Genomic DNA, 26,433 nt, shown 5'->3' on the forward strand with positions numbered 1-26,433 from the left:
GCCCGGAGGCGGGCAACTGTGTCACGAACCGTGTCAGCCAACCGCCTCCGGCAGCGCGCACCCACCGCGCCAATTCTGCTCTGCTCCCCGGGCTGAGAGTTCGCACTCTGGAACCGGACGATCAGTGCGTTGAATCCCCGGCGTCAAGACCTCGTAGATCGTCCCGACCAGGCCCGAGGATGCTGGGTTTCAGACGTTGAACTGTGCATACCGGTCCTGACCTGGTGGTTCATCACATGCCGCGAGCGGCTGGGACTTCCCTGGGACTTGGGACCGTTGGGGCTTCGAAGTCACCGGCCAAGGACCGCCGACGCGGCGAGGGCTCCGCGTGGGGCTGCTCGCTGGTGCACGTGGCAGACGCCACGCCCACGTTCAGGATAGCGGGCACGCGACAACGTGCGTCGCGTTCGCAACCGCGTGTCCTCAGCGACGCTGCCTGCCGGTACTGATCAGGCTGGCCGCGCGACGCTCACAACTTTGAGCGGGCACGCGGGCTCACCCCCACGTTGGGCGGGGAGGACGTTCAGTATGCGATCTACGCGCACGGCGGCATCCTGGCTCACCCCCGCGTCGGGCGGGGTCCACGACCTGGGTCAGCAGCCCAATGAGCGCGAGTCGGGCTCACCCCCGCGTCGGGCGGGGCCACCGCGACGACCCGCACTGGTCGGGCGAGCAGCACGGCTCACCCCCGCGTCGGGCAGGGACCACGACATCTGCCGGTACTGCTACAACGTCGTGAACGGCTCACCCCCGCGTCGGCGGGGACCACGGAACCCGCGCCCCAGCCCCTCGCCCACCGCCAGCTGGATCACACCGTGTCGGGCGGGAAGAACGCGCGTGCGGGCGACATCGTCTCCTCCTGGTCGGGCCCACCCCGAGACGGACGGGAGGACACGTCGGTCCAGTGCAACCACAGCCCTACCTCGGGCTCACCCCCGCGACAAGCGGGGAGGACGCGGTCAAGGCGTACGCGGGCAAGGCGAAGCAGGACTCACCCCCGCTTCGGGCGGGGAGGACGCCCGGCACTCTTCGGAGTGCTAGTCGATCGCCGGCTCACCCCCGCTTCGGGCGGGGACCACCGAAGGGGTGGCGTAGGCCCCGCCTCGAGTGCCGGGCTCACCCCCGCTTCGGGCGGGGAAGACGTCGCCGATCTTCTTCGCGGCCCGGTTGGCGAGCGGCTCACCCCCGCGTTGGGCGGGGAGGACCCCGGATACACCCCGGGTCGCGACGTCCACGACGGCTCACCCCCGGGACGGGCAGGGAGGACCGGCCGCTGGCGGGCTGGGTGCCCATGAGGTTCGGCTCATCCCCGCGACGGGCGGGGAGGACAGGCCGGAGACCCGACGTAAGGCGTCGCCGTCGGGCTCCTCCCCCCCCCCGCGTCGGGCGAGGACCACTCGCCGTACGGCCGCGTGGCAGCCACGGTCAGGAGCTCAACCCCCGCGTGGGGTAGGGAGCACTCGAAGTTGGCGGCGAAGCCGCCGATCGTGCGCGGCTCACGCCCGCGTCGGGCGGGGACCGCGATGCCGGGAACGGCTTGCCTGTCCTGGCGAACGGCTCACCCCCGCGTCAGGCAGGGACCACCCGCTGCTCGTCGCTCAGGGCCTCCCGGTGCGCGGCTCACCCCCGCGTCGAGCGGGGACCACGACCTCGGCTGGCTCCACACGGACGGCATCCGCGCTCACCCCCGCACCGGGCAGGGAGGATGTGTTTCTGAACAACTCCGACAAGGGCGTGTTCGGCTCACCCCCGCGACGAGCGGGAAGGACGCGGGTCCGTGTGCCGTGCGGCCTGGCATCTTCGGCTCACCCCCGCGACGGGCGGGGAGGACTCGTCCGCGATGACGCGGTAAGGCCGGGTCATCGGCTCATCCCCACGTAGGGCGGGGTGGACGATCGCTGGTCTAGTCCTGTCGTCCGCAGGCAGGCTTACCCCTGCGTAGGGCAGGGAGGATTGGTACCGCGCCTCGTCGAGGCACTCGCGGATCGGCTCACCCCCGCCAGGGCGAGGAGGACGCTACTGGGCCACCACGGCTATGGCAGGTATGGGGTGTCGAGCAGGGAAGGCTCGTCGTCTGACGGAGGCGCTCCGCCGATGCGGCTCACCCAGCTCTGGGCGGGGAAGACGTCCCACAGGAACTCGAAGCCCTCCTTGAGAGGTTCATCCCGGCGCAGGGCAGGGAAGACGAAGTGCTGCCCCCCGTGCCTTGAGTAGGCCCACCCCGCGTAGACCGGGGACCGCCCCAACTCGGCTGCAACCCCGAAAGCGTGGGGGGCTCACCCCCGCGTCAGGCGGGGACCACGTGGTCTTCTTGCCACCCTTCGGCGCGTTCCAAGGCTCACCCCCGCGTCGGGCGGGGAAGACGCCGCCGGCGTCGATGTACTGGTGGTCGAGCCCGGGCTCACCCCCGCGACGGGCAGGGAGGACTACTCGCGCGGCAATGTGGTGCTGTGGTTGGTCGGCTCACCCCCGCGTCGGGCGGGGAGGACCCCAGGGCGACCGGGGCAACGTCTCCCCATTGCAGCGCACCCCCGCGACGGGGCGGGGAGGACACCCGATCGCGGGCCGCGCTCGACGGCCCGTCAGGCACACCCCCTGCGACCGGGGGGAGGACGACGAGCACTCGGAGCAGAAGGTCACCGTCACGAGCTCACGCTCCGCGACGGGCGGGGAGGACAGCCAGGCGACCAGGTCGGCCAGGTCGGAGGCGGGCTCACCCCCGCGGCGGGCGGGACCACCCCCGCTCCCCTGGTCTGAGGAACGGGGCGCCGGGCTCACCCCGGCGACGGGCGGGGACCGCTTGCCCGATTCTGCGCCGCTTGCACCATCCTGGGGCTCACCCCCGGGGCGGGCGGGGACCACTCCTCCTCGCAGGCATGCCTCACCGCCATCCGGGGCTCACCCCCGCGACGTGCGGGGACCACGCCCTGCCGTCGCGGGGCGGGGCGTCCAAGGCGGGCTCACTCCCGCGTCGGGCAGGGACCACGCGTTCAACGTGTCCAGCAGCGCTGTGCGGGTCGGATCACCCCTGCGTCAAGCGGGGAAGACGCGCGCAATGCCCGGTTGCAGCCGCCGCTGACGGGCTCACCCCCGCGACGGGCAGGGAAGACGTGTAGGTCCGGGCTGACCGGCCCTGGTAGCAGGGCTCCTTCCCGCGACGGGCGGGGAGACGGGGCGTGTTCTCAGTCGTCGTCGCTGGTTCTCCGACTCACCCCCGCGACAGGCGGGGCAGACCGTCCGGTCCCGCCAGGCGAGTGGCAGCAGTCGGGCCCACCCGCGCGACGGGCGGGGAAGACGTCGTCGCCCGGCCGTCGAAGTGGGGCAACCCGGGCTCACCCCCGCGACAGGCGGGGAAGACGTCGAGGCAGGCATCGTCACGTTCGAGGAGGAGGGCTCACCCCCGCGACGGGCGGGGAAGACCTCGACCCGCTGGTGGCCGAGCTCGTCGGGCTGGGCTCATCCCCGCGAGGGGCGGGGAAGACGGCTGGCGGATCTTCTTGCCCGTATCCACGTCCGGATCACCTCCGCGACGGGTGGGGAAGACGGGTCTACGACCTCGGGGGGGCTTCGCCCTACACCCCGACGGGGCGGGGACCAGCTTCCGCAACCTCCTCATGGCTCGATCCACCGGGCTCACCCCCGCGCAGGGCGGGGACCACGGCCAGCAGTTCGACCTGCTCAACGACCCGTCCGGCTCACGCCCGCGGCGGGCGGGGACCACGACGCCGCGAGCGCATAGAGGCGCTTGTCGGTGGGCTCACCCCCCCGCGCGACGGGCGGGGAGGACCCGGCGGACCGGTAGAACCGCGACCAGGTGTCGGGATTACGCAACAGGCGGGGAAGAGGCCGACCCTGGCCGGGCATCCGGACGCTGATCGGCTCACCCCCGCGTCAGGCGAGGAAACACTTCTTGCTGGCCATCGGAGGTCTCCACTCCGGGCTCACCCCCGCGTCGGGCGGGGAAAACCACAACCGCGGCGGACACGCGATCCACAACCACGGCTCACCCCCGCGTCGGGCGGGGAAGACCGGGCGCTGATGTGGATGTGGTGCCGGTGCGCGGGCTCACCCCCGCGTCGGGCGGGGAGAGCCGCGTGTCCTCCGGGTCCTGGTAGAAGCTGACCGGCTCACCCCCGCGACGAGCGGGGAGGTCAATCGGCGCGTGCGCTGCTGCCCGTCCTCGGTCGGCTCACCCCCGCGTCGGGCAGGGAGGACGCTCCCTTGTCTAAGGGGAGCAGGCCTCGCTGAGGCTCACCCCCGCGTACGCCTACGGACGCATGCACCCTCCCGACCGCGCAGCTGCTGCATCGTCAGGTGCTCCACGTCCTCACCCGGGGAACCGCATCGAGTACATGCGTCGGGCGACGCCCAAGCGCAAGTTCGCGTCGGGCGGGGGCCACTGCGCGCGCACCTTCTCACGGTCCTCGTCGGCCAGCTCACCCCCGCGACAGGCGGGGACCACCAGCCGGTGAGCCGTAGCACGCTCTGTCTGCGGGGCTCACCCCCGCCTCGGGCGGGGAGGACACCCTGCAAGCCCCGCAGGACTGTGCGAAGGCGGGCTCACCCCCGCGTCAGGCGGGGAGGACGACCCTCTGACGGGCGGCGGCTTCGTCGGCGCGGGCTCACCCCCGCGCCGAGCAGGGAGGACCCGGGGGTGGTCCTGGCGGCGCTCGTCGACGGGGGCTCACCCCCGCGTCGGACGGGGAGGACTACGGGCCTGCCCGCCGCGCCGCGGTGGTCAAGGACTCACCCCCGCGTCGGGCGGGGAGGACACTTCCTGACCAGCAGTTATACGCCCCTCCACGCCGTTATACATTCACTCGCCGTCGCGGCGGCGTTCCACAACGTTGCGGAAGCGACGCCGTCGTGCCGCGATGCTCCAGTTCTCCGGGCGCAACTTCTTCCGTTCTTGTCGCGGGTCACCCAATTCCTCAGCGGCCTCACCCTTCGAAGGCCCGTCCACGGCGATGCGGAACCAACCAGGCTTGCCCTGCTCACCCCCGCGTCGAGCAGGGCGGCGCCCCGGGAATCGGGCGTCGGCTCACCCCCGTGTCGGGCGGGGAGGACGATTCTGGCAGAACTCGGTCTCGCTGGTCATCGCGGCTCACCCCCCCCCTCGTCGGGCAGGGAGGACTACGAGTCGCGTGGACGATGCTCACCGCCGCGGGCTCACCCCCGCATCGGGCAGGGAGGACGCCGCGATGGAGAAAATGCTGTTCGAGAACACCGGCTCACCCCGGCGTCCGGCGGGTCTGGCTCGAAGCCACCGGGCTCACCCCCGCGTCGCGCAGGGAGGACGCGGTGCTGCCGAGCACACCACCGGTGGAGTCCGGCTCACCCCCCGCGACGGGCAGGGACCACAGCCGCGCGCCCCACAACAGCGCGTCATCGTGCGGCTCACCCCCGCGTCAGGCGGGGATCACAGGTCGGCCGCGCTCGCGTCGGCCATGCGCACCAGCTCACCCCAGGATACGGGCCGGGAGGACGTGTGGTCCGCGTACACGACGCGAAGGTTCTTGGGCTCACCCCCGCGACAGGCAGGGAAGACTGCAGCACCTTGACGATGTCACCGGCCCAGGACGGCTCACTCCCCCGCGACGGGCGGGGAGGAAACCATCTCGGTCGTCACCGCGATCGTGATCGTCGGCTCACCCCCGCGAGAAGCGGGAAGACATGCAATGGCCGTGCAGGATGCTGCCGTCCTCGGGCTCATCCCCGCGGCGGGCGGGGAGGACATCGCCAACGACGCGCCCTTCGACGAAGCGGTGGGCTCACTCATCCGCGCGACGGGCGGGGACGACCCATCGGTCTGGGCTTGCAGGTAGAAGGCGTTGGGCTCAACCCCGCGACGGGCGGGGACGACGACTACGCCGGTGTTGACCCGCGCAACGTGCCCGGCTCACTCCCGCGACGGGCGGGGAGGACTGAGCCTCCTTTTGTGTAGGTCCGTTGTCGTGGATGGGCTCACCCCGCGAGGAGCGGGGACCGCCAGGACTGCCAGGCCCTCGGCCTTCTCGTACAGCTCACCCCAGCGCCGGCGGGTACTACTCGCGCTCCTGCTCAGTGAAGTTGTGGTGGCAGGGCTCACCCCCGCGACGGGCGAGGAGGACGTCGGCAGCATCCGCGAGTACATCTTGACGATGGGCTCACCCCCGCAACGGGCGGGGAAGACTCCGCGACGATCACGGGGACCTGGCGCCGCCGGTTCGGCTCACACCCGCCGCACGCTTGAGACCCGGCAACCGCTCGGCTCACCCCGCATAGCGGGGCAACCCGGTTCCGAACGCGTTGTCCACCTGGCCGCAGGGTTCACCCCCGCGTGGCGGGGACCACTCGATCGTCGCGGACACCCGGCGAAATCCCGGAGGCTCACCCCTGCGTACGGCAGGAGGACCGAATCCGCAGCATCTCGGGCACGTTCTGGAACGGCTCGCCCCCGCGTAGGGCGGGGAGGACACTTCCTGACCCAGTAGTTGCACGGCCCGCCGTACCGTTCTGGATCGTTCGCGGCCCGGCGGCATCCCAAGACTTTCCGGAAGCGACGCCACCGCGCAGGCTTCGCGGCTCATCACCGAGTGCTCGACGTAGACGAACGTCAAATGGTTCTGCGCGCGTGAGAGTTTGATGACGTCCACGCGCCGAGCACCCCAGGTCATGGCGTCACGCTGCGCGCCAGGGTCAGCAGCCCACATCCGTACGCTTTGGCCGATCCGACTCCCCCGGTGAGCACTGCACGGAGCGCATCGGGGTCGACGACGGTGAGCGTCCCGTCGAACTGTGCCCAGGCCACGGTGACCTGCCCCCACGATGGCGTGCGGCCAGATGCGCCGCCTCGTGCGGAACTGTCGGAGCGCCGTCGGAACTCGTCGACGCCACGTCCGGCGAGAACCACTGTAGGTTCCTCGTCCTTGCCGACGTCGATCCCGAAGGACGGCGCCCGACGCACGAACCAGTCCATCTGCTGTGCGACCGTCACATGCGCGACGCGCTTGCCCCGCCCTCCGCTCCCGTCTCGCACGTTCGAGGTGGGGTTGGCCCGCAGGCGGAACGCCCATCTCTGCCCGGCTTCGAGCCGGGCCAGCGTCCTGCCGTAGTCACGTGTGTCCCAGGTCTGGGTGGCGGGCCAGCCTGCCTGGTCGATCAGATGGGTCAGATCCGGTTCGGCTGCGCTGACCAGGTACAGCCACGTGTGTTTTCGGTCCTGGTCGACGCGCCACAGCACACGCCCGACGTCTCCGGATCCAGCGTGGAAGCCCGCCAGGACGGCGGCGTGCATCGCCTGCGGCGAGCCGAGCAGCTTGCGCGCACCGCGTGCGACCGGGTTGATCTCGCACCGTGTGAGGTACATCAGTCGCCTTCCTCGAACGCGGTCATCGGGTCATGCGTGAAAGGTCCCGGCCCGGCAGTCACGGTGACGCGCCCGAGCGGGTTGGTCAACTGCAGCGTGGTGCGTTCGACCGAGCGCCAGTCGTGCTGCCGCAGGCTTGGGCTGAACGACAAGGGGACGTCGCGCTGCGTCACCGGCGCTTCCCGTACCTCCGGCACCGGGATGACGCCACCGTCGGCCAGCAAGTCGAGCTCGACGTCGGGTGGCTGTTTCCGCGCCCAGAACGGCGATGCGTGATAACGCTCGACCATGAGCGCCTGGTATGGACCGTCGGCGCGCGTGCCGATCACGACTGGGCCGGCGGGCGGGCAGGAACGTCGCCCTAGGTACAGCGGGAATGCCGGGCGGCGCAACGCGTCCTCGATTCCGCTGATCACCTCGTCGTCACCTTGGATTCCGGCCACGAAGACGGCGTCCGCCAGGTAGAAGCGCTGCGACGGCGCTGTTCCCTTGGGCCCCTCGAAGATGCGTGCGGTCTGATAGTCCCGGTCCAGTCGCCCGGGCTGGTCGATGCGTACCGCGAATCGCAGCCCGAGCAGGTCGGTGAGGGTGTCGGTGCGGCGCCGGCCTTGAGCTGCGGCGATCATGCCGAGTACGCCGCTCTTGGAGGGGGCGCGTTCGGTGGTGCGCCGGGTGAACCGTGACTGCACGCCCCAGGATTGCAGCGGGCCAGCGAGCCGTAGCAGCAGGGTCTTCACGCCGTGCCACCCAGCCTGCCCGCGACGGTCTGCTCGAGCCCGCTGAGCAGGTCGTCGAACGAGACGCGCTCTCCCAGCGCGTCGAGCGCTGCGGCCCGGCTCCCGAGGGAGACGACCCATGTCTGCTCAGGTACCCCGCCGAAAGCGTCGGTGACTTCCTTCGCGTAGCCCGCCAGTGCGTTCGCAGCCGCTGTAACCCTGCCTCCGGTCTCGGCATCCAGGACGGGCTCTTCGAACGCGCCCACGTACGAGACGGACTGGTCGGAGCGGACGGTGACCACGACGGCGTCAGGCAGCGTCCGGTTGGCGAACGTGTTCTGCTTGCCGGTGGGCATGGACCGGACGAAGGACCGGACGAAGGTCGCCACCGCCTGATCCGTGGGCGCATCCTGTCCGAGGTTCTTCTGCAGCAGGTCCACGTCGACTGTCGCGTACCTGTAGAGGGTCGAGGAGTTGAACTCGACGGTGCCGATCATGCCCGCGCCGGCGTCCTCGTCGGCGTCATCGGCCTTGTGGTCGTCGACGGCGGTGAAGTAGTCGAACTCGGCCTCGACGGCGTGCACCGAGAGCGCGTGGGCCACCTGGACGGAGGCGTCGACGTTGAGGTCGGTGATGTTCGCGACCATGCGGCCGAACATCGCCAGGTCGATGGAGTTCTTGTCCTTGAAGAGTGCCTTGACGGTCTTACCGTCCGGCGTCGTCCCGGCCTGTGACGCCTCCAGCACGAGCCCGGCGAGCGAGGTGACCTGCTGGTGGGACAGGAACAGGAGGAAGCCGGATTCCTCGATCTCACCCTTACGGGGCTTGCTCAGCTTGATCCCGCCTGCCGTGAGAACTTCTGCTGCAAGCTTGTGCGCGTCTTCCTTGGACGTCTCGGGCGACTGCTGGCGGATCTCGTCGCCAAGTAGTTCGACCACACGCTTGGAGCGCACCCCGAGGTCGATGGCGTCCACGGTGCGTTCGAAGTCTTTGCGGGTGGCACGCTTCCACGCCTGTGAGGAGACGCGGGCCCGGCGCACGCCGCCGTACCAGGCGGTCTTGGGCGATCCAGTGTCGTCGCGGTTGAGGTTGCTCGGCGGGACAGTCTGCAGCACGTGGATGTCGACGATGGTGCGGGTCATCTCAGTTCTCCCTGTTAGTTATGGTCGTGTCGGTGGTGGTCGTTGTGTCACGGCCGGTTCGAGCGCCTGCCGCGGCGTAGTCGCGCGCCCAGGCACGGCGCACCGTGTGGGCTTGGCCAGGGAGCTGGTAGACGAACAGGTCGCGGGCCAGGCGGGCGTAGTCGAGCGTGATCCGTTCCCCGCGAAGCTGGGTGATCAGCCCGCGCAGGTGTACCGCGAGCTCGGGCATGGTGACTGACGTCGCCAGTGCGTCGAAGCGCCGCCGGACCGGGGAGGTGTCGCCGCCACCGACGTTCGGCCGCCGCCCCTCCAGCCGGCGGACCGCGCGCCCGAGCCCGGTGCCGTACTCGTGGGCGCTCTCGGTCCGGCTCTGCTGGGCCGTGGCGTACATCGCCAGGGCCAGGTGGATGGCGCGCTCCTGCTCGGTCGCTTTGGAGAGCGACGAACCATCAGGTGAGCCGGGTGCGCCAGCGAGCGTGTCGTCCCAGACGCTCAGGTCCACGCCGGGCTCCGCCGTCGCGACGCGGCGCAGACGCGCGAGCAGCGCCACGGTCCGGGACCCGCGCGCGCCCCGCTCCAGCCGCGTGTCCTGCAAGTGCTTCACACGGCTCGCCACGAACTTTTCGACGGCAGTGGCGTCGGTCCGGCCCGCCGACCTCAGGGCGGTGTTGTCAGCCATCATGGTGCTCCTCGTTGTCTCTGTCCGATTCTGTGTCGGCCGGGCGAACGGCCAGTGGAAGGTCCTTGCGCAGACGCGACCAGAACCGCACCTCGGCGACGCCTAGATCCATCTGCTTGCCGCGGACCTTGCGCCCCACGAAAGCTGCCGGGCCGGATCCCTCGGCCAGCTCGCGCCCGATCCGGGCGACGACGCCGCGTACCTCGCTCTGCCACGCCCTCTCAAGCTCGGTGATGTCCGTGTCCGGCTCGAGCTTCAGGAGCCAGCGACGGAACGGCTGTTCCAGATCGTGGTAGCCGGCCTCGCGGGCGCGGGTCGCCGGGCCGTCGGAATCGCTGTTTCCACCGGCGGCGAGGTACAGGTTCTGGGCCAGGTTGGCCAGCGCGCTCACCGCGAGCTGCGCCTGGTCGACTGCACGGCGCGCGAGGTGTGCGGCAGCCCCGTCACCGTGCGCCACGATCTCCGGCGGTAGGTCGAGGTGGTCGTGCACCAGTTCCTCGACGACCGAGTTGTTGGTGCCGTACTTGATGCCTACGGCCTGCACTGTGAGCGCCCCGTTGGGAAGGTGCCCGTCGGCTTCGAGAACAGCGGCCCAGCGCAGGACGCCCGGCTCGATCCCGTTCTTTTCGCCTTGTCCGGCCAACAACCCGGGCAGGCCTCGCCACATGGCGCGCGCCGGGTCGTGTTCGCGCGGCATGTAGGTATGCCGCTTGCCCTTCGCCTTTGCTGTCTGCGCCTTGGAGTACCGCCACGCGGTCAGCGGCTCCAGATGATGCTGGTTCTGCGGTGTGTTCCTGTCGCCCTGCGCGAGAACGACAGCCGTAACCCCCACGTCATCTCCGACCAGCCGGACCCGTCGCGACTGCCATGTATACAGGCAGACCGGCCCTGCCGGTGGGCGGCCCTCGGGCGCAGGCCCGTGCGGCTCTCGCTCCCAGACCGGCACATCGTCACCGCTGATCTCAAGTCCTGCACCCACATGCCCGACAAGGTTCAGCAGCAGCGTCTCCTTGAGGGTCTCGCCGCGCAGGAAGAGGCCGCCGAGCATGCCGGCCCATCCCGTGCCGATGCCGTAGCCCTTCCCGTCTCGCACCCTTGGGTCACCAACCGCACCGGACAAGATCCCAGCCGTATCGAAGGCGTGGACATGCACCAGCCACCGCGCCGCCTCCGCCCACGAGATCCGCTCAATGCCTCGACCGGTCCGGGGGGTGAGATAGGGGTGTCCGTCGGGAACATCCGCGATGATCTTCTTCAGCTCAAAGGCCTTGTTCTTACCCGTCCGGAGATCGGCCACCTGGTAGAACGGCGCCGCGGCATGCCGCAGGTCGAACCTGTGACGGTGCTCGTCCAGGTACTCCTCGACGTCGGCCACTGTCTGCTTCCAGTCGTCGCGGATCCTGACCCAGTCGGCCACGCTCGCCGGCCCCTCGACGGCACGGTGCAGGACGGCCAGCAGGAGCCGCAGGATCGCGAAGCCCTGGGTCGGAATCTCGCCGACGATCTCCCGCAGGTTCTCCGCCTCGCGGAACAACTCGGTGATCGACACTTCCCGGCGTCGTCCGTCGGTGCCAAGGACCTGGATCCAGGGTTTCTTGGTCAGGTCGAAGCTTGCTGCACGGTTTTCACTCATCTGGCTTCACGTCCAGTCCTTCCTCGGCGGTGTAGGTGAACAGGTACCCCGCGAACGGGCGCGGCTCCTGGTCGAGCGGGAGCACGAGCTGGCCACGCAGATCGGGCAGGTCCTGCCACGGTCGGAACCAATTGGTCTCCAGAGCATCGAGCAGCTTGTCGCCGTCCTTGCCCTGAGTGACCTCCAGCGGCAGCCGGACCGCGCATCGAGCAAGTTCGAGCGCCACCTCGCGATCTGGCGGGAAGTCGGCGGAGACATGTGTCCCGGCAAGCTCCCCGTCGAACCATCGCGGTACCTCGAACGTGCCGGGGCCGACGCGTGGGAGCAGCAGCACCTCGATCGAGTCCTCGCTGTCGCGGACCTGTGCTTGGGCTCGGCCGTCGCGTTCGACGTCCTTGTCGTGGTGGTCCAGCAGGCCGTCGAGCGTTTCCAGCTCCCCCGGCTTCTGCAGTAGGAACGCTCCAGCGCGGCTCTCCTGGTCGTCCGCAGTAGCTCGGTCCCGCGTGTCCGCGTCCGCTATAGCCTCGTGCCACGCCGTCGGGCCTGGCACCTTGTCGCTATAGGCGCGCTGAACCATCGGCCCGATGTCGTCTGGGAGCCGCACCACGCCGTCGCCGTCCAGTACCTCGCGCACGAGTGCGGCCGACCGCAGCAGTGGTGCCATGCCGTAGATCAGAGTGCCCTGGGTCGGTTGGGGGAGCCCGTCGCCGAACCAGTTCACGCCGGTCACGACACACCGCGGCTGCCGCAACCGTTCAGGACGGTGCGATGCCAGATCCGCGTGCCGGTGCAGTCGGCCCATCCGCTGCAAAAGCAGGTCCATCGGCGCGAGGTCCGTGATGAGCAGGTCTACGTCGATGTCGAGGGACTGCTCGGCCACCTGCGTCGCGACGATCACACGCGCCAGCGGGCGGTCCCCTCGACTGCCGTCTCGGCCGGGAGGACCGAGCTCGCGGCGCATCTCACCGTCGTTGTACTGCCGATCGGCCGCCATGAACCGTGAATGGTGCAGCCGGACGACCCCGTTGCCCAGCACCGCGCGCAGAGCCGCCGCCGTCTCGCGAGCACGGCGCACGGTGTTCCGCAGGACCAGGACACAACCCTCCGGGCGCCCGTCCCATCCACCGTCCGATGTCCGAGCCAGCCCCAGCCCCTCTGCCACCTGCGTCACCAGGGCAGGCAGGCCATCGTCGGGCAGGATCTCCAGGGTCACCGACGAGCCACGGCCCGCGGAATCCACACCGCGACGGTGACGCACGCCGTCCAGGTCATAGCCCACGAAGGACGTCGCATCCGGACTGTCCACAACCTCTCCGGAAAACACCTCAGTGGCCTGAACAGACCGAGCCGACGAAGCCTGCTCGTGGGCCAGGCGTCGTTCAGCCCGCGACAGGCGACGCGTAGGAACCTCCTCAGCCGGCTGGGCCGCCGCTTTCGCACCCGCGCGGTAGGCGTTGACGAGGCACGCTCGAAGCTTTTCCGGGAGCGTCGCGGACAGCGCTACGACGGGGATCCCGTAGGCGCCGAACCACTCCAGGGCGCGCTCCAGGAATCGGTTGGAGAAGGCGTCGAACGCGTGGATCTCGTCGAGCACCACGACCTTGCGTGAGAAGGCGAGATGGCGAAGCACCACGTGCCGGGCCTGGAGCGCCGTGAAGAGCGCCTGGTCGATCGTGCCGACCACGAAGTCGGCCAATGCTCCGCGCTTCGGGTTGCTGAACCACCACGGCACGTACGGCGTGCCGTGGTCACGATCGCCCCGTAGCCGGTCGTCGTCCTGGTCGATCCTGCTCACGCCGCGGCCTCCAGGCGTGCGCAGGGCACGGAACACCGGGTCCAGGTGCGCCTTGCCGTGTGCGAGGTGAACGGTTCTGCGCGCGTCGGCGTCGACCGTAGCGTCGCCGGACTCAGCCGAGGGGACCGCCCGCAGCCACTGCAGGACACGCGCGAACATCGCGTCCGCCGTAGCCTGCGTCGGCATCGCCACGAACACTCCGGCGGCGCCGAACCGCGCGGCCAGCATCTCGGCAGCGAGCAGAGCAGCTTCGGTCTTCCCGTCGCCCATCGGGGCCTCGAGGATCATCAGGCCTGACACATCCACAGTGCGCGCAGCCTTAAAGGCGGCCACCTGGATCGGTCTCGCGACGGCGCCGTCAGACAGGCCGAAGCGAGTGCGCAACAGAACGTCCGCGTCGTCGCCGCACGTGAGCGCGGCCCATGGACGCGGCAGGTCGATCCTGGCCCAGGCACGGTCCAAGCGACCATCGGTGAGGGGCCGCTGCTCAAGAGCCTCAAGCGGAAACAGGTCCGGGTTGCTCGCGATCCAGTCGGCCATCACGACCAGGCCGCTCAGGAGCATCTGCGCAGTGGCCGGGACGCGACAACCACGCCACTGTTCGACCGACGCCGCCAGGTCGAAAGCGGCGACGACGTGATCCAGCAGCTCGTGCTGCACCGCGACCCACGCACCGGTCCCCAACAGTTCATCGCGGTCTCGCGCTGCATTGAGCTCCGTGGGACTCGACGGCACACCGTGATGCCCACCCACGACACATCCCAGCGACCGTGCCGGCACAGGCTCCCAGCCGCGGCCAGCGAGCCAACGCTGCAGGATCACCTGACCAGCTCGCGCATGCGGCAGTTCAGTCCGGTTCGGGATCTCCCGCTCGATCGGCAGACCAGCCTCTGTGACCACATTCGCCAGGACCGGAACCTGCACCTGGAATGCCGGAGTCGCCTTTCCCACGTCGTGCACACCAGCGAGGAAGACGACAAGATCACGCGCGGCAGCTTCACCGCCAACCGGATCGGCAAGGAGACGTCGCGTCATCGGCGGGAGCCATTCGTCCCACAGGCGTCCCGCAACCGCTGCAGTGTCCTCCATATGCTGCTGAAGCTGAAGCCATCTCTCGACTTCCCCCGCCTCGCCCACGCCCGACTTACCCCAGAGCGTTCCTGCCGCTCGACTCAACATCTGTCCAGTCCCTCTCAGCGCCGTAACCAACGTCGCCGATCATGAAGGAAGTGCGCTCGCGGCTTCTATCACTAGACAGATGTATTTAGACCCTCTAACTACCCCATTTGGCGCGGCTTGGTAACCCAGGCCCCGGGAGAGCGAGGGAGCAATCGCGCTGATGGCGAGGACGGCACGTACCCGTTGATCGGGGACCACCCGAACAGTCGCGGGTGCCCGTCAGTGTGTGGACCGGCAGCCCTGCGCCAGTTTCGTCGCGCCCTCAGCGGCGGGCCACATGCAGACGGACCCCGCACGGAAGGCACTGACCAGGAATCCGCCGCGCCCGGGCCTCTGCAGTACCAGTTGCCACCGACATTGAGGACTGACAGAGCATCTCGGGCTGGTTGCAATTTACCGATCTACCCCCACATCACCAGCACCGGACGTCCATGAAGCGGCGCGCGACGGCCCCGCCAAGGCGCGGCGAAGGTTCTGAGGAAAACGAGACGACCCCAGACGCTGCCTTAGGTCCCAATCGTGGTCCGGGGACGCCCGCTCATGAGGCACGCTCCTCGTGACGACGGCGGCGTCCTCGTTCTCCATCTGGACCAGCCACGCCTCGACCTCGCTGCGCCGGAACCGCAGCTCCTTGCCCACACGGATCGCACGCGGCCCACGGCCGGTGCGGCGCAGGTCGTAGATCGCTTGCGTGCTCACCCGCAAGGTGGCGGCGAGCTCCGACATAGTGAGCACGGGCTCGAAGGCGTTCTCGAGGTCCATACCTACCAGGTGCGGAATAGCGAAAAGCCCCGAGCGGACCAGGCGATCCCAGATGCACACGCGCTTTCATCGACGTACGAGAAGCCTCATGGACCCGCCGCCTGCTCAACCAGCGCCTTGCTGCCGGCGGGAACATAGGTGGTAGGCACCGCCGAGCTCCCTAGCGCATCTCACGGCCTGGGCCACCAACTGGTCAGTACGGCGCTGGGTCGTGCCGACCAGTCCTCGTCCGGTCCGGATGTCAACGCCCCGCCCCCACGATCCGCGCCAGGTGCTGTCGCGGGGAGGATTCCCCGGCGCGCACACTGACCCACGCGAGCCATTCCCCCTCCACGGCGACCTCGACGGTCCTGCCCTCCAGCCGGTACACCCGGCCGTCGAGAAGCACATACCCCGCCCCGACACCGTCCCGCCAGCTCGTCCACGCCACCACTCGGCCGTCCGCATCGATCCCGCCTGCCGCTCCGTCCAGCTCCGCCAGCGTCACCGCCCCCGACTCCCGGTCAAGCACATGGAGGTCACCCGCCATGGCCCACGCCAGCACGGCCTCCGACGACGCCATCTCGTTCACCGTCTCATCCGGGTACCCGCCCGTAGGCGGGAGGGACAAGAGCGCCCGCGGGACGCCGTCATCCCCACGAGCAGCGAGCTCGATCCCGGTGCGAACGTCGCCCTTCGCCCACTCGACCCCGTCCGGCGAGGCGGCGAACGCGGTGGAACTGACGATCACGCTCTCGGTCTCCCCAGTCGCCAGCTGGACCCGCAGCTGCTCGATCCCGCCCTCGCCCGTGAGGCGCTGCAGGTGCACGTAGTCGCCGCTCAGCCCGATCCGGTATCCCACAGGCACCTGATCGCTCGACGACTCCATGAGCGTGCGCACCTGGGGGTCTCGCGCGTCGTCGACCACGCGGACCGCCCAGGGCGACAGCTCGCTCTCCTGCGTCGCCACCTCCAGCCAGGCGACCCGGTCGCCCTGCCGCACGACGTCGACGATCTCGGCTCGGTGGCCGTCGACGGTGCCGTTGACTGCCACGGGGCGGCTCGCCCCATCAGCCGCACGCAGCTCCAGCGCAAGCTCCCGGTCGAGGTAGACGTCGCTGTCGTCCGGGCCTGGGGCCACCTCGGTGAGCATCAGGATCGAGCCGTCCGTCGCCAGGGTGCCTGTCAGACCGCTACCCGGCGTAGGTTGGCCTACGCCGACGACGACTCCCGCCTCAACGACGTCCTGCACGCTCCCCACATCCGCCCTGAGCACGCAACGCCCCTCCAGCCAGGGCGGTGCAACCGGACCTGAGGTCTCCATGGGGCAGTCACCGGGCCACCCGTCTGCGTTGTCCTCCGGCCGCTCCAGACCCACGAGTGAACGGAGCCACTCGCTGCCCGGGAGCGCGACTGGACCCACGCCCGGGAGCGTGACCGGCCCCGTCAGGAAGAAGGCCACCAGGAGCGCAGCCACGCCGCCGAGCACCCCCTGTGTGGTGCGCCGCCTGCGCAGCGCAGCACGACTCCCGCCGAGCGTCTCGGCCGCGTCGCGGTGCGGCACCGGGATGTCCGCGAGGTCTGCGCGCTCCAGGATGGCTCGGAGGTTCTCCAGACCGCGCGCGTTCGCCGACTTCACAGTCCCCACCGACCTCCCCAGCTCGCGGGCGACTTGCGCCTCGGACAGGTCCAGCAGGTGCCGCATGACCACCACCCGCCGCTGCTGCAGCGGTAGCTGCGCCAGCGCGTGCACGAGCTCGTCCCGCACGGCGACCCGAGCGGCATGGTCCGGGGTGTCAGGAACCCGGATCATGTCGTCGCCGGGCAGGCCCGTGCGGCTGGTGCGGCGCCAGGTGTCGGTACGGAGGTTCACGAGTATCCGACGGGCGTAGGCACGCGGTTCGGTTCTCACCCGGTGCCACGACCGGTAGACGCGCTCGAACGTGCCTTGGACCAGGTCCTCGGCACGGTACGGGTCACCGCACAGCAGGAAAGCCGTACGGAACAGGTACGGGCGGGCGTCCCTGACGAACGCGACGAACTCCTGGTCCTTGGATCGGACCACGCGGACCTCGGCCCGCTCGGGTACGTGGATGCTCATGTTCCCCATGACGCACCCCTTCCCGGGAAGGTTCAGCCGAAGCCTCGGCTTCCTGGCCCACGATGCAGCTCTCTGGCAAAACTGTGCGCCGGTTGCGGGCCGGGCGATACGTCCAGTGCGGTCGGCCACGCCGGCCACGCCGACACCGCCCCGCGACCGGCCGCCGTCCGGGCAAGGCTACCGTCCAGTGCAGCGCATATCGGCACCACAAGTCGGGTGTCACCGTGTAACAGTCCCGATGCCGCGATGGCACGCAGCTGTCAGCCATGTTCTGCGGTGCGGGCAGATCGGAGAGCCGATCGATTCCGGGGATCTTGGTGTCTCTTGACCCCTTCGGGCCGTCCCCTTAACCTCTGGGCTGGCCGAGATGATGCGGTCTACCTACTACCCAGTTACCAAGTGAAGGGAACCAAGTGCGCACACGCAGCCGTTTCGCCGTCCTCGCAACAGTCGGTGCCGTGATGACATCGCTCGCCGTCGCCCCGCCTGCTTCGGCTGATGCCTTCGACCCCAAGTGCGTGGGCGACAAGGTCATCCGCTGCGTGCGGCTCGACACGGATGGCACGGGCCTCAGCGCCGCGGCAAGCATCACCGACGACCAGACGGACGGTTCGAACTACGACGTCTCGGTGACTCGGGTCGACCTCATGGCGTACGACTCGAACCTGGGATGGCGCGCCATCGACGTCGCCACGAGCCCTGGGTGGGACCGGGAGTGGGACCGCGCGGAGACAGCGCACTGGGCCTGCAGCCACGGTAGTTCCTTCAAGGTCCACGCGATACTTCACTGGAGGGCCGCCGGATCTACCGGGAATGGCGAAGCCCAGCATCTCGAGTCCGAGTCGTACGACTGCTGACGTGCCCCCAGTGGGCCGTCCGTAACGAGAAGACCTGTGGTGGTGCGGGGCCGGGAATCCTTACGGGCTTCCCGGCCCCGCCGGCTCCTCGCCCTGCCGTCCTCCACGACCCCACCCAGACCCTGGGCAGAGGACCCCGTGGGGAACCAGGGGGAATAAGGACAGCGTTACCGCTTCCCCGCCGACGAGGGATCAGCTCGAAGCACGGCGGGTTGTCATGATGTTGGCGTCGCGGGGTTGCAGCGCCACTCGGACCACACGTCAAGAGGCTCGGGAGCGCGGGTTATACGACGGCAGACGTCGATGCGGTCGAGTGCCTGAGTGGGCTTCGCCGTGCCGATCTCGGGCACTGCCCGACGAGATGGCGGCTCCCCGGCCGGGTCCTGGTGGACGGATCCTCACCCGACAACACATGGCCCGGCCCTCACGTCATCGGTTCGTGACGAAGGGCCGAGCGTGGTGGGCGCATGGTGGACCATGACCCGGCACCGTGGTCCACTCGCGCCAGGCCTGCAAAATGCAAGCCCGATCTACTTACCGAAGATAGGACAGGTTTAAGGCGTGCATCAGGAGGAGCACGACGCCACCGACGGTGGGGATGGCGCTGAGCACGATGGTGAGCCACTGCAGGGCGCGGTTGCCCACGCCGGAGCGCAGCCGCACGATCGCCCACACGAGGAGGACCGGGGCCAGCGGCCAGAGCACGACGGCGAGCACGGCGAGCACCACGTCAGTGGCCTCGGTCTTTCCCGTCGGGGCGGCGGGCACCGGGGCGGGGGCCACCTCGGCTGCGATGTGTTCCACGGGGCCTAGCTCGTCGAGCACGCGGCGAGCCGACTCGTCGTCGCTGCCGTACCGCGCGAGCAGCTCGGCGGCGTGCTCGCGCACCGCCGCCACGGTCTCGGCGCGCTCGCGCGGGTCGGCCCCAGCCAGGGCGCGGTCCAGGTCGGCGAGGTAGGCCTCGACCAGGGGCGGGTAGTCGGGCGTTGCGGTCATCAGGACTCCAGGATCGTACGGACGTCGGTCGTGAAACGGGACCAGGTGGCGGTGAAGGTCTCCAGCGCCGCCCGGCCCTCGTCGGTGATCTCGTAGTACCGGCGCGGAGGACCCACCGCTGAGGCGACCTGGGTCGTGGTCACCCAGCTCTGCTGACGCAGACGCGACAGCAGCGGGTAGAGCGTGCCCTCGCTGGTCAGCAGGGAGCCGTTGGCGCCAAGACGCTCGGCGAGCTCGAGCCCGTAGGCGGGCGCCGAGCGCAGGCAAGCCAGGACGCAGTACTCCACGACCCCCTTGCGGAACTGCGTCAGGACCATGTCCGAGGTCGGTATCATGCGGTACACGCTACCAGGTATCTTGCAAAACACGATAGCCGCCGCCCGGGCCCAGATGTGGCGGTGCTACCCGCCACCTTTGCTCCTGTGAACGGCACTCGCATGAGTGCTTCGAGCCAGATGAGCAGCGTCAACACGCATCCCGACAGGCGAGGACTCATGCGTATCTCAGCCGAGGATGGCAGCGACCGAAGCGCGGACACGTTCGGCTCCTCGGCAGGCTCGGGTCGGTACTTACACCGTCAACGGAGGTTCCCCATGTACCCGGCCGTCAAGCAACGCCACATCGCCCTGCTCGCGCACGACAACATAAAGACCGAGCTGCTGCGCTGGGCCGAGTGCAACCATGACAGCCTCTCGCAGCACCAGCTCTACGCGACCGGCACCACCGGCACCATGCTCAAGTACGAGCTCGGCCTGCCCGTGCACGGTTCCTGTCCGGGCCGGCCGGCGGCGACCTGCGCATCGGGGCCGTCTGGAACGTCCTGATGGCCTGCAACGTCGCCGCCGTGGACGATCATCTCCTCCCCTCCTGTCCAACGACTACGAGCACCGCCGCCCCTACCTGACCCCGCGCGACTGGGACCGCACCGCCGAAGTTCTCCCCTGAGGAACCGGGGCGTCACGACCGCGCGCTCCTTTCTACTTCGCCCTCGACTGCCGGGAGCGAGGTGAAGATCTCGCTCCCGGCAAGCTCGTCCACGCGGGCCGTGGCGCCAGAACCAGGTTCGTGATCCGTGGCGCGGGCTCCCGGCATGGAGTGCGCGGTAGCACCCCCGTGTGTGGTGCGCTCGAGGCGCTGGGGCGTCAGGCGTCCGGCGTCTGGGTGGAGGGCTGGCCCGCTGCGCCGGACAGGTCGTAGAGCGTGACGCCGTCGACCGTCGTCGCGGTGAAGTTCTCCTCGACCCAGGCGGCGATCTCGCTCGACGCAGACGAGCCGCCGTTCTGGCCGCCGAACCCGCCCCCGCCCACGAACCAGTGGATCTCGCCCGCCGCGACGTACTCCTGGAACTGCTCCAGCGTGGGTGACGGGTCCGACCCGTTGAAACCACCGACGGCCATCACCGGCTGCTCGGTCTCGAGCTGGTAGGACGCCGCGTTCTGCGAGCCGACGGCGGCGGCCGCCCAGGTGTACTGGTCGGCGTCCTGGAGCAGGAGCGCCGCCACCTCGTCCGACACCTCGGCGCCGTCGAGGAGGCCGCTCATCCCGCCTCCACCGCCCATGGCACCGGCGGTGCCGCCGTCCTGGCCGCCGGGCACCGTCATCTGGGAACCGCCCTGAGCGCTCCCGTCCTGGGGTGTGCCACCGGTCCCGGTCGGCGGCTGACCGCCTGTAGGGGGCTGTCCCGTCTGGCCGCCGGTCTGGCCACCCGGCCCGCCGGGCGCCTGACCGCCGAACCCGGCACCCTGCCCACCACCGGGCATCTGTCCCCCGCCCGTCCCGCCGAAGCCGGAGGACACAGCCGGCCCCGCGGTCACGATCGACCCGGTGTGCGCAGTGGCGACGGTCTGCAGCGTGTAGGCCGCCGGTCCGACCAGGCCCGCCACCAGGGCGAGCGCAGCCCCGGCCTTCGCCAGCGTGCCCGCCCCGCCCCGCACGGACGCCACAACCAGTACGAGAGTGCCGAGCGCGCCCACGGCCAGGACCGTCCAGCGCAGCCACGGCAGCCAGTCGGCGCTTCGGCCGAGAAGCACCACTGCCCATGCTGTCGTCGTACCGGAGGCCGCCGCGAGTGTCCACAGCGCCCACCGCGAGCGCCGCTCGGCCCAGAGTGTCCAGCCGCCGATGCCGACCAGGGCGGCGACCGGTGCCGCCAGTGCGACCGTGTAGTAGGCGTGGAAGATGCCAGCCATGAAGGAGAAGGTCACGCCGGTGACGAGCAGCAGGGAGAGCCACCCGACGACGGCCGCGCGCCGGACGTCGGTGCGCGGCGCCTGGCGGCGGGCCCACAGGGCGCCGACGGCGAGGATCAGGGCGGCGGGCACGAGCCAGGTGATCTGACCGCCGTTCTCGGCGTCGAACAGGCGGGCGAGGCCGGTGGAGCCACCGAATCCGCCGCCCATACCGCCACCTCCGCCTCCCCCGACGGAACCTTCCTCGTCGCCGGTGATGCGGCCCAGGCCGTTGTAGCCGAAGGTCAGTTCCAGGAACGAGTTGGTCTGGGACCCGCCGATGTACGGCCGCATCGACTCGGGTACCAGCTCGACGAGCGCAACCCACCAGCCACCTGTCACGGCCATGGCGAGGACGCCGAGGAGGCTGTCGCGGATGCGGCGGCCGAGGCCCACGGGCGCCGCCCAGAGGAACATCAGCGCGAGGCTCGGCAGGACGAGGAAGGCCTGGAGCTGCTTGGTGAGGAAGGCGAGGCCGACCAGGGCGCCCGCGAGCACCATCCAGCGCGTGGTGCGTGGCCCCTCCACCGCCCGCAGCACCGCCGCGACGGCGCCGGTGAGCAGGAGGAGCAGGAGTGCGTCGGGGTTGTTGAAGCGGAACATAAGGGCCGCGACGGGGGTCAGGGCGAGGGCGGCGCCCGCGAGCAGGGCGGCCTGCGCGGAGAACGTGCGGCGCACGGTCGCGTACAGGACGCCGACCGTGGCCACACCCATCAGGGCCTGCGGCACGAGCATCGACCAGGAGGACAGCCCGAACAGCCGCACGGAGAGTGCCATGACCCAGAGCGAGGCTGGCGGCTTGTCCACGGTGATGGAGCCGGCGGCGTCGGACGCCCCGTAGAGGAACGCCGTCCACGACTCGGAGCCGGCCTGTACGGCGGCCGAGTAGAACGAGTTCGCCCATCCGGAGGCTGACAGCCCCCACAGGTAGAGCACCGCCGTGACCAGGAGAAGGCCCAGCAGTGCCGGCCGCTCCCAGCGTGTGCGGGCCGCGGTGTCCGCGGCGGCTTCTGGCGCGGCGTCGGCAGGCGGGTGCACGACGATGCCGACTGCCGGGGTCGCGTGTGCGGGGATGGTGGTCATGAAGGGTTCCTCTCGGAGACGGGAGCTGGGGTGGCGGACGACGGGACGGAGCCGGACGCCGTCGGGGCGGCGGCTTGACGCGGGCGGAAGACCCAGGCCCGCAGCAGCACGAACCGCAGGAGGGTCGCGACGAGGTTCGCCGCGACGAGCACGGCCAGCTCGACACCGCGGCCGGCGTCGGGCGTCGCGGTGTGCAGCGCCCACAAGGATCCGGCGGTCAGTGCCCAGGCCAGGCCGAACACGACCAGCCCCTGCCCGTGGTGGGTACCGAGCCGGTCCGGGCCTCGCACGCCGAACGTCACGCGGCGGTTGGCCGCCGTGTTCGCGATCGCGGTAAGCACGAGTGCGGTGAAGTTCGCCGCCTGAGCCCCGGTGATCCCGGCCAGCAGGAGATAGAGCAGCACGTAGGCGACGGTGCTCGCGATACCGACGACGCCGAAGCGCACGAGCTGGTGCAGCAGCAGCGACCGGCGCGGTTCGAGCACGGGTGCGGCGCCGACCGCCCAGGTCGCGCCCGGCAGGTGCGTGCGGACCTCCGCGAGCGGCAGCCGCCCCGAGAGCAGATCGCGGCCCAGGCGCACGATGCCACGGACGTCCGCCAGCGCGGTCGGGACGATGTCGACCCGGCTGTCCGGGTCGTCCACCCAGTCGACGGGCACCTCGTGGATACGCAGCCCGGCTCGCTCGGCCAGGACCAGGAGCTCGGTGTCGAAGAACCACTGCGTGTCGGCGACCAGCGGCAGGAGCTCGCGGGCGGCGTCGGCGCGGATGGCCTTGAAGCCGCACTGGGCGTCGGAGAAGCGGGTCGCGAGCGTGCCGTGTAGCAGCAGGTTGTAGCCGCGGGAGATGAGCTCGCGCTTGGGACCCCGCACGGTGCGGGAGCCCCGGGCCAGCCGCGTGCCGATCGCCAGGTGGGAGTGCCCGGAGACCAGTGGCGCGACGAGCGGGAGCAGCGCGGACAGATCGGTCGACAGGTCGACGTCCATGTAGGCGAGCACCTGCGCGTCGGAGGCGAGCCAGGCGGTGTGCAGCGCTCGCCCGCGGCCCTTGGCGTCCAGGTGCAGCACCTGGACGCCGTCGAGCTCGGCCAGCAGGCGGCGCGCGACGGCGAGCGTGCCGTCGGTCGAGGCGTTGTCGACCACGGTGACGCGCGCCGGGTACGGGAAGCGCGTCGTCAGGTAGGCGTGGGTGGCGCGCACCGCGCGCTCGAGCCCGTGCTCCTCGTTGTAGACGGGGATCACGAGGTCGAGCACCGGTGCGGCGGGCGGACGCTCCGCGGCGTCAGGGGCCGGTCGGAGACCGGCGTCGGAGGAGAGTGTCGAGTCCATGCCTTCGATCAAAGGCGGCGAAACCCCGGGTGAAACTGTGGCCAGCCTATGCATCTCATGTGTACGGCCGAGCCATGGCGAACGCACAGGTGCGGCACAGGAAGACCACTGGTTTGGGGGCCACCGTGGGTTGATGACCACAGCCCACGCGTCTGCCGGCCACCCGCACCAGCCACGCCTGACCCGGCCCGACGGAACACCCGTCCGGGTCCTCGTGGTGGACGACGAGCCCAACCTCACCGAGCTGCTCAGCTCCGCGCTGCGCCTGGAGGGCATGGACGTGTCAGCCGCCCACGACGGTGTATCGGCGGTCCGCACGGCACGCGCGACTGCCCCCGACGCCGTCCTGCTCGACGTCATGCTCCCCGACACCGACGGGTTCGCCGTCCTGCGGCGGTTGCGCGTCCTGGACGACCGGATGCCGGTGCTGTTCCTCACGGCGCGGGATGCGGTGGAGGACCGCGTCGCGGGCCTCACCGCGGGCGGCGACGACTACGTGACCAAACCCTTCAGCCTCGAGGAGGTCGTCGCCCGGCTGCGTGGCCTGCTGCGCCGGCGGGGCGCGGTCACCGACGCCGAGAGCGCCGTCATCGTCGTCGGCGACCTGACGCTCGACGAGGACGCGCACGAGGTGTGGCGCGCGGGCGAGGAGATCCGGCTGACGGCGACCGAGTACGAGCTGCTGCGCTACTTCATGCGCAACCCACGCCGCGTACTTTCCAAGGCACAGATCCTGGACCGGGTCTGGAACTACGACTTCGGCGGGCAGGCGAACATCGTCGAGCTGTACGTGTCCTACCTGCGGCGCAAGATCGACCGAGGACGTGACCCCATGATCCACACGTTGCGCGGCGTCGGCTACACGCTCAAGCCCGCCAGGAACGCCGGAGCAGCACATGGCTGACGACCTGCACCACCGGGCGCGCAGGGCCGTCGCGCTGCGCCGGCGGCTCGTGCTCGTGCTCGCGGCCGTCGTCCTGGTCACGACCCTCGCCCTCGCACTGGCGTCGACGGCCGGGCTCCGCTCCCAGCTCGTGGCACAGCTCGACCGCGAGCTGGACCAGGCGAGCCAGGGGCTCGCGCACGGGCCCGCGCAGCTGCCACCCGGCGACCGCGCCCCCGCAGCGACGGCACCGGACGCGCTTTCGGACGTGGCCACGCCGCGCACGCTCCCGCCCGGCCTGGGCCCCGGCAGCGCGGTCGTGCGGTATCTCGACGGCGAGCTCGTCGTCGCCGACCACGTCACCGCCTCGCTGGACGAGCTCGACCTCGACAAGGACCAGGTCGCCGAGCTGCTGGAGGTTCCCGCCGACGGGCGCGCGCACGACGTGCAGCTGAGCGGGCTCGGCTCGTTCCGTGCGGTGCACCTCACGACCGACGACGGACCATCCGTCGTGGCGACGAGCACCCAGGCCGTGAACGCGACGGTCCAGCACTACGCCCTGGTCCAGACCGCCCTCGGGGCTACCGCGGTACTCGCGGCCATCATCCTCGGTGCATGGCTCGTGCGCCGCTCCCTGCGGCCGCTAGACGGTGTCGCCGACGCCGCGCGCCGGGTCTCGGAGCTCGACCTCTCGCGTGGAGCGGTTGCCGCCATCCCCCGCCTGCCCGAGACACTCACCGACGAACGGACCGAGGTCGGACAGGTCGGCGCCGCCCTGAACCGCATGCTCCAGAACGTCGAGACGTCCCTCCAGGCCCGGCACGACTCCGAGACCCAGGTACGCGGCTTCGTCGCGGACGCGAGCCACGAGCTGCGCACGCCCCTCGCCTCGATCCGCGGCTACGCCGAGCTCGTCCACCGCACCTCCGAGCAGCTCCCGCCCACCGCGGCACGCTCGCTGGACCGCATCGAGTCCGAAGCCGTGCGCATGACCGATCTGGTCGAGGACCTGCTGCTGCTGGCCCGCCTCGACGCCGGACGACAGCTCGACCGCTCGCCCGTCGACCTGGCTGCCCTGGCCGTCGACGCGGTCATGGACGCGCACGCGGCCGGCCCGGACCATACGTGGGCGCTTCACCTGCCGGACGGGCCGGACCATGACCCGCAGCCAGGCGGGAACGACGCAGCGTACGACCTGGTCGTGACCGGGGACGAAGCCCGCCTCCGGCAGGTTGTCGCGAACCTGCTCGCCAACGCGCGTACCCATACCCCGCCCGGCACCCACGTGGAGGTGCGGCTCGGACGCACCGGGCACGCCGTCCTGCTCACCGTCTCCGACGACGGCCCCGGCATCCCGGCCGACCTACGCACCACGCTCTTCCGCCGCTTCACCCGCGGCGACGCCGCCCGCAACCGCGAGGGCGGTTCGACCGGCCTCGGCCTTGCCATCGCCGAGTCGATCACCACCGCGCACGGCGGGACGATCGAGGTCCGCTCCGCCACAGCGGACGAACCTGGACCACCCGGAACCACGTTCACCGTACGACTGCCGCACCACAACGACCATGACGGCCCTGCGTCCTCCACGTAGCGCAGCATGACGTTCTCGTTGTTCACCAGTTCTTCGGTTCCAGGTACAGCAGTCTCGTAATTCGCAGTCACCTTCGGAGGGTGTCATTCCGGTATCGCCAGTCGCGATATCCCATCGGGCCTCGTCCGGCCCT

The 26,433-nt window shown here is 70.3% G+C and carries 16 protein-coding genes and 1 CRISPR repeat array; of the genes, 4 read left to right on the forward strand and 12 right to left on the reverse strand.

Annotation, left to right across the window (positions count from 1 at the left end):
- Nucleotides 1–3,877 precede the first annotated feature (3,877 nt).
- Nucleotides 3,878–4,211: direct repeats of the CRISPR family, unit length 25 nt; unit sequence GGCTCACCCCCGCGTCGGGCGGGGA.
- A 2,441-nt stretch (nucleotides 4,212–6,652) separates the two neighbouring features.
- The 8 genes from cas6e to ACNYC2_RS16675 form a co-directional block, all read right to left on the reverse strand.
- Nucleotides 6,653–7,348: a type I-E CRISPR-associated protein Cas6/Cse3/CasE gene (gene cas6e, locus ACNYC2_RS16640; protein WP_419702852.1), complete on the reverse strand. Its 696-nt coding sequence runs from the start codon at nucleotides 7,346–7,348 to the stop codon at nucleotides 6,653–6,655.
- Complete coding sequence (gene cas5e, locus ACNYC2_RS16645; RefSeq protein WP_419702853.1) at nucleotides 7,348–8,085, reverse strand: type I-E CRISPR-associated protein Cas5/CasD; 738 nt, start codon at nucleotides 8,083–8,085, stop codon at nucleotides 7,348–7,350. Before cas5e ends, cas6e begins: the two co-directional genes overlap by 1 nt.
- Nucleotides 8,082–9,206, reverse strand: a complete 1,125-nt coding sequence (gene cas7e / locus ACNYC2_RS16650) for a type I-E CRISPR-associated protein Cas7/Cse4/CasC (RefSeq protein ID WP_419702854.1) — start codon at nucleotides 9,204–9,206, stop codon at nucleotides 8,082–8,084. Before cas7e ends, cas5e begins: the two co-directional genes overlap by 4 nt.
- Before the next feature lies 1 nt (nucleotide 9,207).
- Nucleotides 9,208–9,888, reverse strand: coding sequence for a type I-E CRISPR-associated protein Cse2/CasB (gene casB, locus ACNYC2_RS16655; RefSeq protein ID WP_419702855.1), 681 nt, complete (start codon nucleotides 9,886–9,888; stop codon nucleotides 9,208–9,210).
- Nucleotides 9,878–11,518, reverse strand: a complete 1,641-nt coding sequence (gene casA, locus ACNYC2_RS16660; protein WP_419702856.1) for a type I-E CRISPR-associated protein Cse1/CasA — start codon at nucleotides 11,516–11,518, stop codon at nucleotides 9,878–9,880. The genes casB and casA overlap by 11 nt, the downstream gene beginning before the upstream one ends.
- Nucleotides 11,511–14,492: a CRISPR-associated endonuclease Cas3'' gene (locus ACNYC2_RS16665; RefSeq protein ID WP_419702857.1), complete on the reverse strand. Its 2,982-nt coding sequence runs from the start codon at nucleotides 14,490–14,492 to the stop codon at nucleotides 11,511–11,513. The genes casA and ACNYC2_RS16665 overlap by 8 nt, the downstream gene beginning before the upstream one ends.
- Before the next feature lie 393 nt (nucleotides 14,493–14,885).
- Entirely contained in the window at nucleotides 14,886–15,254 is a 369-nt protein-coding gene (locus tag ACNYC2_RS16670) for a helix-turn-helix transcriptional regulator (RefSeq protein WP_419702858.1), read from the reverse strand.
- A 241-nt stretch (nucleotides 15,255–15,495) separates the two neighbouring features.
- On the reverse strand, nucleotides 15,496–17,343 hold the full coding sequence (locus ACNYC2_RS16675; protein ID WP_419702859.1) for a SigE family RNA polymerase sigma factor: 1,848 nt from the start codon (nucleotides 17,341–17,343) through the stop codon (nucleotides 15,496–15,498).
- 449 nt (nucleotides 17,344–17,792) lie between these two features.
- On the opposite strand from ACNYC2_RS16675, the gene ACNYC2_RS16680 reads away from it, so the two are divergent.
- The gene (locus tag ACNYC2_RS16680; protein WP_419702860.1) at nucleotides 17,793–18,191 is read left to right on the forward strand and encodes a hypothetical protein; all 399 of its coding nucleotides are present in this window, start codon (nucleotides 17,793–17,795) and stop codon (nucleotides 18,189–18,191) included.
- Nucleotides 18,192–18,725: 534 nt separating this feature from the next.
- Here the strand turns inward: ACNYC2_RS16680 and ACNYC2_RS16685 are convergent.
- Nucleotides 18,726–19,187, reverse strand: coding sequence for an HAAS signaling domain-containing protein (locus ACNYC2_RS16685; protein ID WP_419702861.1), 462 nt, complete (start codon nucleotides 19,185–19,187; stop codon nucleotides 18,726–18,728).
- Nucleotides 19,187–19,522, reverse strand: coding sequence for a PadR family transcriptional regulator (locus ACNYC2_RS16690; protein ID WP_419702862.1), 336 nt, complete (start codon nucleotides 19,520–19,522; stop codon nucleotides 19,187–19,189). The genes ACNYC2_RS16685 and ACNYC2_RS16690 overlap by 1 nt, the downstream gene beginning before the upstream one ends.
- Nucleotides 19,523–19,780: 258 nt before the next feature.
- Here ACNYC2_RS16690 and ACNYC2_RS16695 point away from each other — a divergent pair, with 258 nt between their 5' ends.
- Nucleotides 19,781–20,011 (forward strand): hypothetical protein, encoded by a 231-nt coding sequence (locus tag ACNYC2_RS16695; protein ID WP_419702863.1) that lies wholly within the window; start codon nucleotides 19,781–19,783, stop codon nucleotides 20,009–20,011.
- A gap of 318 nt (nucleotides 20,012–20,329) precedes the next feature.
- Here ACNYC2_RS16695 and ACNYC2_RS16700 read toward each other — a convergent pair whose 3' ends face one another.
- Nucleotides 20,330–22,498 (reverse strand): ArnT family glycosyltransferase, encoded by a 2,169-nt coding sequence (locus tag ACNYC2_RS16700; RefSeq protein WP_419702864.1) that lies wholly within the window; start codon nucleotides 22,496–22,498, stop codon nucleotides 20,330–20,332.
- Entirely contained in the window at nucleotides 22,495–23,826 is a 1,332-nt protein-coding gene (locus ACNYC2_RS16705) for a glycosyltransferase (RefSeq protein ID WP_419702865.1), read from the reverse strand. Before ACNYC2_RS16705 ends, ACNYC2_RS16700 begins: the two co-directional genes overlap by 4 nt.
- Before the next feature lie 133 nt (nucleotides 23,827–23,959).
- Here ACNYC2_RS16705 and ACNYC2_RS16710 point away from each other — a divergent pair, with 133 nt between their 5' ends.
- Nucleotides 23,960–24,730 carry a response regulator transcription factor gene (locus ACNYC2_RS16710; protein WP_419702866.1) on the forward strand — a complete coding sequence of 257 codons (771 nt, stop codon included), beginning with the start codon at nucleotides 23,960–23,962 and terminating at the stop codon, nucleotides 24,728–24,730.
- On the forward strand, nucleotides 24,723–26,300 hold the full coding sequence (locus ACNYC2_RS16715) for a sensor histidine kinase (protein WP_419702867.1): 1,578 nt from the start codon (nucleotides 24,723–24,725) through the stop codon (nucleotides 26,298–26,300). Before ACNYC2_RS16710 ends, ACNYC2_RS16715 begins: the two co-directional genes overlap by 8 nt.
- The last annotated feature ends 133 nt before the right edge of the window (nucleotides 26,301–26,433 follow it).

It is taken from the genome of Promicromonospora sp. NFX87 (assembly GCF_048564965.1).
Taxonomy (GTDB): Bacteria; Actinomycetota; Actinomycetes; order Actinomycetales; family Cellulomonadaceae; genus Promicromonospora.

Coding starts and splice junctions, on each gene's coding strand:
- cas6e (WP_419702852.1), bottom strand. CDS start 7,348: ATGTACCTCACACGGTGCGAGATCAACCCGGTCGCACGCGGTGCGCGC.
- cas7e (WP_419702854.1), bottom strand. CDS start 9,206: ATGACCCGCACCATCGTCGACATCCACGTGCTGCAGACTGTCCCGCCG.
- casB (WP_419702855.1), bottom strand. CDS start 9,888: ATGATGGCTGACAACACCGCCCTGAGGTCGGCGGGCCGGACCGACGCC.
- casA (WP_419702856.1), bottom strand. CDS start 11,518: ATGAGTGAAAACCGTGCAGCAAGCTTCGACCTGACCAAGAAACCCTGG.
- ACNYC2_RS16665 (WP_419702857.1), bottom strand. CDS start 14,492: ATGTTGAGTCGAGCGGCAGGAACGCTCTGGGGTAAGTCGGGCGTGGGC.
- ACNYC2_RS16670 (WP_419702858.1), bottom strand. CDS start 15,254: ATGGACCTCGAGAACGCCTTCGAGCCCGTGCTCACTATGTCGGAGCTC.
- ACNYC2_RS16675 (WP_419702859.1), bottom strand. CDS start 17,343: ATGGGGAACATGAGCATCCACGTACCCGAGCGGGCCGAGGTCCGCGTG.
- ACNYC2_RS16685 (WP_419702861.1), bottom strand. CDS start 19,187: ATGACCGCAACGCCCGACTACCCGCCCCTGGTCGAGGCCTACCTCGCC.
- ACNYC2_RS16690 (WP_419702862.1), bottom strand. CDS start 19,522: ATGATACCGACCTCGGACATGGTCCTGACGCAGTTCCGCAAGGGGGTC.
- ACNYC2_RS16695 (WP_419702863.1), top strand. CDS start 19,781: ATGTACCCGGCCGTCAAGCAACGCCACATCGCCCTGCTCGCGCACGAC.
- ACNYC2_RS16700 (WP_419702864.1), bottom strand. CDS start 22,498: ATGACCACCATCCCCGCACACGCGACCCCGGCAGTCGGCATCGTCGTG.
- ACNYC2_RS16705 (WP_419702865.1), bottom strand. CDS start 23,826: ATGGACTCGACACTCTCCTCCGACGCCGGTCTCCGACCGGCCCCTGAC.
- ACNYC2_RS16710 (WP_419702866.1), top strand. CDS start 23,960: ATGACCACAGCCCACGCGTCTGCCGGCCACCCGCACCAGCCACGCCTG.
- ACNYC2_RS16715 (WP_419702867.1), top strand. CDS start 24,723: ATGGCTGACGACCTGCACCACCGGGCGCGCAGGGCCGTCGCGCTGCGC.